Consider the following 12,327-nt stretch of genomic DNA (forward strand, 5'->3'; position numbering starts at 1 on the left):
GGTGCTTATTTATAAACCGGAAGCCGCGCACAAATCTCGGCCACTTTATCCAGCACCTGGGCTTCGATTGAGCTGGTGTCTTCACCTTTAGCAAGGACATCTAAGATGTCGCAGATCCAACCGGCCAATGTACTACACTCTTGCTCACTGAACCCACGCGTGGTCACTGCCGGAGTGCCAATACGCAAACCAGAGGTCACGAATGGGCTTTGCGGATCGTTAGGCACTGCATTCTTGTTCACAGTAATGTGAGCGCGCCCCAGAGCAGCGTCTGCATCTTTACCGGTCACGCCCTGCTTGATCAAAGACAGCAGGAACAGGTGATCTTCGGTACCCCCAGAAACGATATCGTAACCGCGGTCGATAAACACCTTGGCCATCGCCTGAGCGTTTTTGACTACCTGCTGCTGGTAAGCTTTGAATTCAGGCGCCATGGCTTCTTTGAAGCAGATCGCCTTGGCGGCAATAACGTGCATCAACGGGCCACCCTGGCCACCCGGGAAAACAGCTGACTGGAGCTTTTTCTCGATATCCGCATCGTTTTCAGCGGAGAGAATAACGCCGCTACGTGGGCCACGCAGGGTTTTGTGGGTGGTAGATGTCACAACGTGAGCATGGGGCAGCGGGCTTGGATAAATGCCTGCAGCAACCAAGCCAGAGACGTGCGCCATATCAACCAACAAGTAGGCACCTACTTCATCAGCGATCTCACGGAACTTAGCCCAATCGACAATTTGCGAATAGGCAGAGAAACCAGCAATGATCATTTTGGGTTTGTGCTCGCGAGCAAGCTCAGCCACCTGATCGTAATCAATCAAGCCCTGTTCATTCAGCCCATACTGGATAGCATTGTAGTGCTTGCCAGAGAAGTTAGGCTTAGCGCCATGAGTTAAGTGACCACCGGCATCCAGGCTCATCCCCAAGATGGTGTCACCCGGCGTTACCAACGCTTGGAAAACCGCACTGTTGGCCTGTGAACCAGAGTGAGGCTGAACATTCACGTAAGTTGCGCCGAACAGCTGCTTGGCATAGTCAATCGCAAGATTTTCAGCGATATCAACAAATTCACAACCGCCGTAGTAGCGCTTACCTGGATAGCCTTCGGCATATTTATTGGTCAGCTGGCTGCCTTGCGCTTCCAGTACGCGGGGGCTGGCGTAGTTTTCAGAAGCTATCAATTCAATGTGCGCTTCCTGGCGTGCAACTTCTTTTTGCATCGCGTCAAAAAGCACATCATCGAATCCGGCAATTGTCATATCGCGGCTGAACATCGGCGGGAACCTCGTTACAAAAGGATCATCATGGAGAAACTCGGTCGCTATCATAACGCAGCCTGACGCGACTTTCATCGCATCCGCGTCAGGTCGTGCATGAGCGTATTTCATGTTGCAGTCGTCATTAAAAAACTGACTGACTGGTCAACCGCGCTACTTTAGCTCAAAGGTAAGCGTAAACCGCTCAGCGCTCCTCATTGGATTCATCATGAATTGGTTAACAGTAAACGGGTTGGGCAATGCAACATTGACCGTTAAAGCTTGGGAATGACCAGCCATAATGTCGACCATCCCGGTCATTAATTTGGTTATTTGCAAGCCTAACGAAGGCTCAAGCTGGCGAACCTGCCCCATCGCCATAGAGATTGCTTGTGCCTCGGTAATACTCTCGTTCGCAGCGATCTCGGTAGTTAATCGCGGCAGCAATCCTTCATCGCTATAAGCCACAACGGCCTCACCACCATGCAACGTGGCGGATTCAAACAACTCAGGGGTTTGCATTGCCTGCTCAATGGAAACGCTTTTTGGCAAACTAATCGGTAAATCAAGGCTATATTCAATTCCCGCGGCACCGCTCAAGCGCAAATAGCCATCAGAGATCAAGCGATCGGTTTCCTCTTCTTCCTCCCAGCGAGAGTGACTGCGTCCTTCAGCCTGTAACTGACTACTGCCCCCTGTGAGTACTTTGCTGAAAGTTTCAAACCCTTGGCGTTGTTCGAGCGGCAACAAAGGCAGCAGCCCCCCAATATCAAAAAATGCACCTTCAAAACCCGCATCGCCCACATAGGAATTGCCTTCCACCCAGGCGTTATCCAACGCTACGCTCCACCCATCACCAGAAAGATTCATGCCGTTCAATGCAGCATGCTCGACGCTCTCCTCCCCAGGCGTATCGATTCCAGTTAGCTGCTCAATTCGCAAGTTAGCGAGCGAAAAAGCTGAACTAATGCCATTTTTCAAGTCATTAAAATCGGCACTGACGCCCTGTATATCGAACAGCCCAATAGCGCTACGGCTGACCTCTTCAAGCGTCAGCGTTTCAATGTGCAGCTGCCCCTCAAACGGAGGAGGGTCTAGCTCACTCAAAAACTTATCCGCTGCCTCACCTGGTAGGTTTAAGGTGATGTCATGCGCATTCATTGCCTCCAGCACCATGTCAGGCGCACTCATTTCATCCATCGACGGCACTGCTTGCGAAGCGTTAGGCAATTCAATGGAGGCAACGCTGAGAAAGGGTAATGAATCACCGGCTTCGCTAACGGCCATACCATCAATAACGATATTGTCTGGGCGATGATAGTCACCTTCAACGAGGTAACGTTCGATCGTAAACACATGGCCATTAGCATAAGTGATAGCAATATCTTCAGCGACAATCGCGTCAGGCTGCTCATACACCTGGGCAACCGTGAATGCGCTCGACTCGCTAGCTAGTCGCTCACGAAGCTCTGCTTCAAGTTGCTGAGGTGAAGCACTCACCGCACCGGAAAGTAGCAGCAACGAAACTCCAGCCGTAAGCTGGCGATGACCTACAGACACAGACATGTCATGACCTCCTTGTGAGAAGCGCTAAGCATAGCATTTGGTAAAGTTTTGTTAAGCCTCACCAAGCAACCCCAAGCTCGCCGCAGGCGCTTGACGCCGCAGGCTATAAGAGAGGGCATGTCCGATAATGCCAATCAGTAATGCGCCTCCGAAGGGCAGCACTAGCCATAAGCTCACATGTAGGCGCGGTGTTAAATCAAGCCAATAGAGATAAAGCGCGGCAGTGGCGAACTCTGCAAGGAAGGCCCCCATCAAACCGCTGGCAAAACCAAGCAGCGCATATTCAGCGCCTTGTACCCGTGAAATCATTCGGTTACCTGCACCAAATACACGCAGCAAGCCGCTCTCATGGGCGCGTACCGGCCGGCTAGCCGTCAGTGCTGCATAAAGCACACTAACGCCAGCCATCAGAACCAGCATAAGCACTAGCTCTACTGCTCGGGTGACCTGGGTAAGTACCTCACGCACTTGGCCCAAGATGGCATCCACGTTAAGCAGTGAGACACCTGGAAAATCATTGACTAGCTGTCGGATTAAGCCCTGCTCTTGTTCTGGCAAGTGAAAGGCGGTGATAAAACTATGCCCAAACGATTCAAGCACGCCCGGTGGAAAAATAACGAAGAAATTCGGGTTAAAGCTATCCCAGTTAAGGCTGCGCAAGCTCTCAATACGGGTAGTGATCGTATCACCGCCGACGGAGAAGGTTAGCTCGTCGCCTAACCCAAGGCCAAGGCGCTCTGCTAGTCCATCTTCCACGGAGATGGGCACCACGTGAGAAGCTTCCTGAGGCGTGGCCTCTACCTCACTCATCCATCCCTGAGGCTCGCTCGGTTGTGAAAACCATTCTCCGGCGACGACCTGATTACCTTCGGGCAACTCCGATTGCCAGGTAAGATTCAGTTCACGGCGTAGTGAGTTATCACCTCTGGCGTCAGGAGGAACGGCTTCTATAGGCGGCTGACCGTTAATAGCAGTGATTCTTCCACGCACCATCGGGTATAAGGTGCTTTGGGTCTCCACCCGCGGCGCAACCGCTTGTTCAAAAGCATCCCGTTCATTGGGTTGAATATTAATAGCAAAGTAATTAGGGGTATTCGCTGGCAACTGATCTTGCCAGGTGGACAATAGATCACCTCGCACAAGTACGATCATCGCCATCGCAAAAAACGTGACCGAAAACGCCAGCAGTTGCCCAAGCCCGGCCTGCTTTCGGCGAGCCAACTGCCTGCCGCCCAGCCGAAACGCTTGGCCCCACTCACTTCCACCGGAGAGCCGCTGAACAGCTTTCAACAGACCGTCCAGCAACAGCGTGCTAGCCATCCATAGAAGCCCTAACAGGGCCGCACCGCCAATGAGTAGCGCCAGGGCAAGCGAAAAGCTACCTGAGTAAAGCCACAACAAACCACCAAACACGAGACTCGCAACGCCCACGACTAGCCAAGCAGACGGCGGCAACGGGTCAAGCTCACGGCGTAACACTTTTAACGCACTGACACGCTTAATGCGTAACAGTGTGGGGCCAGCAAACCCAACCAACACCGCAAGCGCAGTAAAAATGCCCAGCCAGAGCGGCATAATCCCAGGGGGTGGCAGCGTCATAGGTAAAAAACTAGTTAACAGCCACAACAGCACAGCTTGACCAATAAGCCCCAACAGCGCGCCAATAATTGCCGCTATTAATGCGAGCCCCATTAATTGCAGGGTGAAAATAGTCACCAGCTGATTTTGGCTAGCGCCGAAGCAACGTAGCAACGCGGCGGTGTCCAGGTGGCGCTCAACATAACGGCGAGTCGACATAGCCACTGCCACCCCTGCTAACAGTACTGCGGCCAATCCGGCGAGCCCCAGATAACTTTCTGCGCGTTGAAGCGCGTTGCCTAACTGAGGACGGTCAACACGTACATCGCGTACATCTACCCCATTACGCCTTAGTTCGGCCAGCAAGGCCTGCACTTGCTCCAGTGCTGCAGGAGGCCCAGCAGCCAGTAGTTCAAACTCGAGCCGTGACCCCAACTGCACCAATCCTGTTGCATCTAAGTCGGCGGTATTGAGCATTAAACGAGGGTTGAAATTACTAAAACCAGCCGACTGATCCGCCTCGCGCTCGATAATCCCACTAATCAGCAGTTCTGTTTGACCCACCTGAACACGGTCGCCTATCGCAATATCAATCAGTTGCGCTAACCGAGGGTCTGCCCAAGCTTCCCCAGGCAGTGGGCCTGATGCAATCTGCTCAACCCCATTCCCACGATCCACATGGGAAACGCCGTAATGGGGGTAAACATCATCCACCGCTTTCAAGCTAGCTGGCTGGAAGCGCTCACCGCGACTAATCATTGACACCAGATCAACCTGATCACTCAGCGTAAAACCCGCTTGCTCTAGCGTCGTGCGTAGCTCCTCAGAGAATGGCTCGCGCTGTTCGAGAACTAAGTCGCCGCCCAGCATCTGACTTGCCTGGCGCTCTAACCCACGCTCTAGGCGGTCTAAAAAAAAAGCGATCATGGTAGAAGCGGCAACTGCCAACACTAGTGCGACAAACAGCGCGCGAACATCAGCGGCACGTAAATCACGTTTCAAACTACGTGCTGCAAGCCGCCAGTTTATATCACTCATCGCCACCCCCACCCACAGTAGCGGTTGGCTCGAACGGTATTAACTGGCCGTTAGCTAGACGCAAACAGCGGTCACAGCGGCGGGCAAGTGCGTGATCGTGGGTCACTAAAATGAGCGTCGTGCCCGCTTCACGGTTTAGCGTAAACAGTAGGTCAATAATTTGTGCGCCCGTCTCGGAATCAAGGTTACCTGTTGGTTCATCGGCAAAGACGAGTTCAGGGTCGGTAACGAACGCGCGTGCAATGGCAACGCGCTGCTGTTCACCTCCCGAAAGCTGTTTAGGCAGATGCTCTGCGCGCTCGCCAAGTCCGACCCGCTCAAGCCATTGAGTCGCCGCCTGCGTCTCTCCCGCTCGGGGCGACAACTCCAACGGCAGTAACACATTTTCCAATGCGCTCAACGTCGGTAGTAGCTGAAAGTTTTGAAATACAAAACCAACTCTTCCTGCACGCAGTGCGGCACGCCCATCTTCATCCATGCGGCTTAGCGGCTGGCCAAATAGCATCAGTTCACCATCGCTGGGGGTATCCAACCCGGCCAACAACCCAAGCAGGGTCGACTTGCCAGCACCGCTTTTACCAAGAATGGCAACACTTTCCCCCGCGGCCACGCTAAGCGAAAGGTCGTGTAAGATAGTTAACGAACGCTCACCACTTTTCACCTGTTTAGAAAGTTTTTCAGCATGTAATACGGGCTGGTGAACTTGCTTGTGAGGAACATTACTAGCGATGATAGTGTCGGTGGTAGGCTGATGCGAAGAGGCATTATCAGCGGGTAAATTAGTTGTTGGGTCCAAGTTGGCTTGTGGATCAGAGGAGTAAGACATGAAGCGTGGCATCCCTGTAGCGTGGCAAAGACTGAATCGCATGGTAACCGGAGGGTTGCTAGCACTGATAGTCATCTTTAGCGCACCCGCACTCAACGCCGACCAACGCCCCACCCTTTTAGTCATGGGCGATAGTCTTAGTGCCGCCTATGGCATAGAGCAAGAAATGGGCTGGGTCACGTTATTGGCTGAGCGTCTAGAAGATGAAGCAGACGTTATCAATGCCAGTATCAGCGGTGAAACGACGTCCGGTGGTGCACAACGATTAGCTAGCATTATCGGACAACAGCAGCCTGATATCGTTCTGTTGGAGCTTGGTGGCAACGATGGGTTACGCGGCCTACCGCCTACTCAAATGCGCTCTAACCTAGCTAGCATGATTGAACAAAGCCAGCAGGCGGGTGCTGATGTACTGCTGCTCGGTATTGATATTCCTCCCAACTATGGCCAAGCCTACCGTGATGCCTTTACCGGTGTTTTTCATTCGCTAGCTGATGAGTACGACGTACCTCTGGTGCCCTTCTTGTTGGAAAACGTAGCGCTTAATACAGAACTGATGCAAGACGACGGCATCCACCCCACCGCAGCAGCTCAACCACTTATTTTAGACAACGTTTGGCCAGCACTTGAACCACTGCTCAACAGCGTATTTCAAGCATCCGCCGAATAAGATAGCGACAGCCTCATTTCATCGTTTAACGCGAGCACTTTCTAATCAGGAGATAGCGCTAAGGAAAGAGTGCACTTCAACGCCGCAGCTTGTAGTCTAATACTTATTAACCATTGCTCTTGGCGTTTATGCCTGTACTCACTCACCCTCCATTTAAGCAACTTTCACGTCGACAGTTTTTAGCTACTGTCGGCGCGGTTGTGCTGGGGGCGGGGTTAGGTTTTCACGCTTCGCCTGCAACCGCCTTCAACCCCCAACGTTTACGGCAGAGTATGCAGCAACAGTATGGCCAAAGCGGTCTTGCTGTTTTAGAAGAGTGGTTTGCCATGTTGGAGCGTTTGCGTGGGCAAGAGGTGCAAATGCAACTTCGCGAGGTCAATGACTTTTTTAATCGCCGAGTCCGTTGGATTGATGATATCCACGTATGGGGACAAAAGGACTACTGGGCGACGCCATTAGAGGCCATGGGTAAAGCACAAGGCGACTGTGAAGATTACTCCATTGCTAAGTACATCACCTTGAAGCAACTAGGTGTTAGCGGTGAAAGCCTGCGCATGATTTATGTTCGAGCACGCATTGGCCGCAGTCAGATCACCCAGGCACATATGGTACTTGGCTACTACTCAACGCCCAGCGCCGAGCCATTAGTACTTGATAATATTGTGCCTTCTATCACCCCTGCTTCTCAGCGCACCGACCTAGACCCAGTGTTCAGCTTTAATAGCGAAGGGTTATGGGCTGGAGGCACAACGCAATCACGTGCCGACCCGTTAGCGCGGTTATCACGCTGGCGCAGTGTCGTTGAACGAATGCAATCACAAGGTTTTATTTAAGAGGATTAAGCACTATGTCGCTGATTAAACAGCTCTGGCTGGCTATTATTGCGCTACTGTTGCTTTCGTTTATCGGCAGCCTTGCGATCAGCATCACCTCGAGCCGTGACTATATTGAGCAGGAAGTGCGCATTAAAAACGAAGATAATGCAACGGCACTGGCACTCTCCATGAGTCAGCTCGATAAGGACGTGGTGACGCTCGAACTGTTAACCTCCGCACAGTTTGATACTGGCTATTATCGCCGCATTACCCTGCGAGACACCGAAGGGCAGGTGCTCATTGAGCGTTCAGCCAACGAATACAGGGGTGACGTACCTGCTTGGTTCCGCAACGTTATTCACTTTGATGTGCCGATCGGTACGGCAACTATTCAAGACGGTTGGCGACAATTCGGTACGCTTGAACTCGAAAGCCAGCACAGTTTCGCCTATGCCTCTTTATGGCGCATCATGCTTGAGCTTACAGGCTGGTTCTTACTGGCCGGTGCTATCAGTCTCGCCATCACCACCCTTGTGGTGCGCGGCATAAAGCACCCTCTTGTACGTGTTGTCGCCCAAGCAAAAGATATCAGCGCTCGGCGCTTTACCACTATTAAAGAACCCCGCACATTAGAACTACGCGAAGTGGCCCAGGCAATGAACGCTTTGTCTGCGAATGTGCACCAAATGCTCAGCCAGGAAAGCCAAAAACTGGATGAGCTACGTCGCCATCTGCAACACGACCGTGTCACAGGGGCACTCAATCGCGATGTGTTTATGGGCCGTTTGTCATCGTTACTGGGGAGCGAAGATGCCCGCGCAACAGGGCTGATGATAATGACCAGAGTGGAGTCACTTGAAATCCTTAATGAGCAGCTAGGCCACCAGGCCACTGATCAGTTACTCAGTGAATTAGTCTCACAACTCTCCCAACTGGCCCCCACGCCAGAAGAGGCGCTGATTGGGCGATTAAACGGTAGTGATTTTATCCTCATGCTGCCTTTAGAAGCAGATACCAGCGCACTCACACCGCGCCTTCACCAAGCACTCGATACCATCGCGCTCAAGGCACCCAATATCGGCATGCGTTTGCCAACCGCTGTGGTGGCCTACACCCCTCATGATGATCGAAGCGGTTTATTGGCTACGTTAGATGACGCTCTGGCTGAAGCCGAAAGCGCGAGCGCCCACACCACTGTGGCTATACGAGAGCATCAACATAACTCTCTCTTTGGCAATCATGCCGAATGGCGTTCGGCGCTAAATACTGCGATTGCAGTGGGGCCCCAGCTCGCTTATTTCCCAGTTATTGATGCCCACCATGACATACTCCATTACGAATGCCCTGCTCGCCTAGAGCTTGCCAATCACTGGCAAACAGCGGGTATGTTTATTCCCTGGATTTCGCGCTTTAACTTAGAGGCCGCGCTCGATATTGCCGTGGTTAAGAAAGCCCTTGAGCAACTCGCTTACAACCCAGAACACGCTCTTGGTATTAACCTTTCAATTGCATCAATTACTAATGCTGAGTTTGTTATTGAGCTAAGAATGTTGCTCGAAAAACAACCTCAACTTGCCAAACAGCTGTGCTTCGAAGTGCCCGCTATGTTGAACAGCCACGCTATTGGTAGCCTTCGCGGCCTATGTGCCGCGCTAAGGCCCTTAGGCTGCCGGTTTGGCATTGAACATGTCGGGGCAGAATTCACCAAGCTTGCCGATTTGCATGACACCGGCCTTGCCTATCTAAAAATAGACAGCAGCTTGATCGGGGGGATTCACACGTCTCATGAGCAGCAAGCCATCGTGCGAGGTATGGCCACCCTATGCCACTCCCTTGGCATTCAGGTGATAGCGGAGGGCGTTACTGGACAAGCCGAACTGGAAAACCTCTTCAGCGTAGGCGTTGACGGAGCGACTGGCCCAGGCGTGCGCGTGTAAGCAGCTTCGCTAAATCAACCAAAATAACACGGCGTTATCCTGTAACGCCGTGTTAGATAATACCACCATCATCACTAATCAAATTGACATCATTCTTCGCCCGCAATGATTTACGTTCCATGATTTTACTCTGCGCTGCCGAAGGTAAGTCAGTAAAACTAAGCACTCCCTTCTCTAGCAGCACTTCAAGCATATCTTCCACTACCCGTACAAACGCTAAGTCCGATGCAATAAATTGTGCTGACTGCCCCGTTTGCTCAGCTAGAAAAGCAAACACTTCTGACGAATCATCATTAATAGTGTCATTACACTCAGGCGATGGCTCCTTACTGAGCATCACGATCTCCCCTTGGGCATTGCGTTTGATGTAAAGCATAGCGGCTTCCTCTGTAAGTAAAAGCGCTTAAGTGTCGCTAAACGTAACACGTCACTGAAAACTACGAGGCCGCCCATTGGGCGGCCTGTTGGGGTAGATAAAGGTTATTCGATATCTAGCTTGCCATTTTGGATCATATGGAGGATGACATCCTGTGATCCGCCACCACCAAAGTCAGAGAAGCTCTTACCCTCCAAACGAATAACTTGATCAGCATTCTCCTTATCGCCTGCCAAGCCTCCTTCAGAGTTGACATACAGCACTGTATCACCACTGTCTTCCTCCGCGACAATATAGGCATCTAGCGAGTCACCGTTTTCATAATCCAATAACTCACCAATATCCAGTTTATCGCCTTGACTCGCATTGAAGTCCATCACTGTATCAATGGCAGGATTATCCGCAGTGCCTTTGTCGTTTAACTCCCACTTGAAGGTGTCTGCGCCGAGGCCACCGAACAGCAGATCGTTACCTTCGCCACCAATGAGAGTGTCGTTAGCGGCGCCGCCGATCAAGATGTCGTCACCAGCGCCACCGTCGATACTATTACCACCACCATCAGCACGAGCAGTATCGATTAAGGATTCCCAATTTTCCCGAACATAGTCGAGAATCTGTTCATCGTTAGGCACCGTGCCGCTATTAACTTCCCACTTCAGGAACTCTCGCAGCCCTTGATAACCCAAGCCATCGTGACTTCCTGCAGTGAAGACATCACCTGTATCCTGGTTCGTCCATTCGAGGTGGTCGGTATTGACAGTATCACCGAAGATAATGTCATTTCCCTGCCCTCCAGTAATGACGTCAGCACCTAAGGGCTCAAGTTCATCGAACTCAGAACTTCCCTCAAGGGCCGCAGCTAAATCAGCAGCGGTATTAACAATATCTACTTCACCGACTGGACCAGTAACACTCCGCCAGTTATTCCAGCTGCCAAACCATTCCGTAGCGGTTCCAGCTAAATCGGTATTATCAAAGAACTTAAGATAATCTTGCGATATCCCGGTGCCAACACCAATAGCATTCACAGAACTCAAACCAGAAAGCTCGGCAAAGGCATCCACCGAAGCTTTGAACACGTCGTAACTGGTTGAATTACCTGAACCACTCACGCCACCCCAGGAGTTATAGTAGTAGGTCGGATCACCATCGGTTAAGAAGTAGCTAAGATTCTCGAAATCAGCCGCATCAGGTTTAGCATTCTGCTGATTAAACCAATCAGCCGCTTTCTGGAAACCAGCCATATAGTTGGTTCCACCATTGGCGTCGAGATCATCAATAGCGTCAATAAGGCTCTGCACATTGCTGGCATTCAGGTTTTCAATAGTGACGCCACTTCCTGCATCTCTGGCAAAGGGAGCTAGCTGAACATTGATAGTTCCTTCATGGTCTTTCAATTGATGAGCCAATTGGGTCAATGCTTGCTTTGTCAGCTCCATTCTATCCAACCCTGGAGTGCCAGATGGCCTATCCATACTCCCGGACGTATCAACAATCAAAGAAATGTTGTAGTTAGTGGCGGGGTCTACAATCGTGACCTTCCCTCCACGGTCGCCTAGGATGACATCGTCACCGCCACCACCTTCAATGGTGTTATCTCCGTTTCCTCCTACATTGAGCGACGCAGGCGGCTGAACCTCAAACGGCCGATCAGTCTCGTCCTCATAGGTATTGCCAAATTGGTCATTTCCTACAACTTTAGCAGTCACATCTCCAGAAGATAGCCCCGCTACTTTATCGCTGGAAACATTCACTACCCACGAGCTGCCATCTGGATTGACTTGCGTGACATAAGTCTGCCCGCCAACCGTGACTTCAACCGTATCACCAGCTTTCGCATCTCCACCAACGGAACCACTGATGGAGTGCCCCTCGTTAGACTCACTATTGCTCAGGAAGTCATCCCCACCAAAGAGCGCATCTATCGTGATCGTGGCTTCTGGAGCTACGTTGGCGACGTCTTTACTGTCATCATCGCTGTCGCTATTACCCGCAGGGTCCGTGACCGTGGCACTAACGCTTACGTTAGTCGCACCTTCGCTCACAGCCACCCAAACAGTAACACCGTTATTAATGTCTTCCTGATCCAGCACTACAGTAGTCAGCGTATTACCGCCCGCATCTTTAACGACCAGCGTATCGCCAACCTTAGTACCTGCTTGGAACGTCACTAAGGCTTCGACGCTATTTGGCTCGCCAGCAGCAATTTCATCGATGTTGTAGACATCGTCGTCGCCAGCGCCCTGCAGTGCCACGTTAACCGTCGGC

General features: G+C 51.7%; 9 protein-coding genes. 3 read left to right on the forward strand and 6 right to left on the reverse strand.

Translation table 11 applies throughout. From position 1 onward, the window contains the following. Positions 1 to 5: 5 nt before the first annotated feature. The 4 genes from glyA to HVE01_RS14985 all read right to left on the reverse strand — a co-directional run bounded on the left by glyA (position 6) and on the right by HVE01_RS14985 (position 6,261). Complete coding sequence (gene glyA, locus HVE01_RS14970) at positions 6 to 1,271, reverse strand: serine hydroxymethyltransferase (RefSeq protein ID WP_146944937.1); 1,266 nt, start codon at positions 1,269 to 1,271, stop codon at positions 6 to 8. 156 nt (positions 1,272 to 1,427) lie between these two features. Further along, positions 1,428 to 2,819 (reverse strand): hypothetical protein, encoded by a 1,392-nt coding sequence (locus tag HVE01_RS14975; RefSeq protein WP_146944928.1) that lies wholly within the window; start codon positions 2,817 to 2,819, stop codon positions 1,428 to 1,430. Positions 2,820 to 2,870: 51 nt separating this feature from the next. Next, positions 2,871 to 5,435, reverse strand: coding sequence for an ABC transporter permease (locus HVE01_RS14980; protein ID WP_146944929.1), 2,565 nt, complete (start codon positions 5,433 to 5,435; stop codon positions 2,871 to 2,873). Next, positions 5,428 to 6,261 (reverse strand): ABC transporter ATP-binding protein, encoded by an 834-nt coding sequence (locus tag HVE01_RS14985; protein ID WP_146944930.1) that lies wholly within the window; start codon positions 6,259 to 6,261, stop codon positions 5,428 to 5,430. Before HVE01_RS14985 ends, HVE01_RS14980 begins: the two co-directional genes overlap by 8 nt. Between HVE01_RS14985 and HVE01_RS14990 the strand changes: the two genes are divergently transcribed. From HVE01_RS14990 to HVE01_RS15000, 3 genes are all read left to right on the forward strand, one after another. Next, complete coding sequence (locus HVE01_RS14990) at positions 6,260 to 6,931, forward strand: arylesterase (RefSeq protein WP_146944931.1); 672 nt, start codon at positions 6,260 to 6,262, stop codon at positions 6,929 to 6,931. The two genes, HVE01_RS14985 and HVE01_RS14990, sit on opposite strands and share 2 nt — an antisense overlap. Positions 6,932 to 7,059: 128 nt before the next feature. Then, a complete protein-coding gene (locus HVE01_RS14995) occupies positions 7,060 to 7,764 on the forward strand; it encodes a transglutaminase-like cysteine peptidase (protein WP_146944932.1) in 705 nt (234 codons plus the stop codon). Between the two features lie 14 nt (positions 7,765 to 7,778). Beyond that, positions 7,779 to 9,683, forward strand: coding sequence for an EAL domain-containing protein (locus tag HVE01_RS15000; RefSeq protein ID WP_146944933.1), 1,905 nt, complete (start codon positions 7,779 to 7,781; stop codon positions 9,681 to 9,683). A gap of 52 nt (positions 9,684 to 9,735) precedes the next feature. Here HVE01_RS15000 and HVE01_RS15005 read toward each other — a convergent pair whose 3' ends face one another. Then, entirely contained in the window at positions 9,736 to 10,059 is a 324-nt protein-coding gene (locus tag HVE01_RS15005) for a tryptophan synthase subunit beta like protein (RefSeq protein WP_089037379.1), read from the reverse strand. 104 nt (positions 10,060 to 10,163) lie between these two features. Next, the coding region (locus tag HVE01_RS15010) for an Ig-like domain-containing protein (RefSeq protein WP_146944934.1) at positions 10,164 to 12,327 on the reverse strand (2,164 nt) is incomplete at its 5' end.

The organism is Vreelandella venusta (assembly GCF_007989605.1).
Taxonomy (GTDB): domain Bacteria; phylum Pseudomonadota; class Gammaproteobacteria; order Pseudomonadales; family Halomonadaceae; genus Vreelandella; species Vreelandella venusta.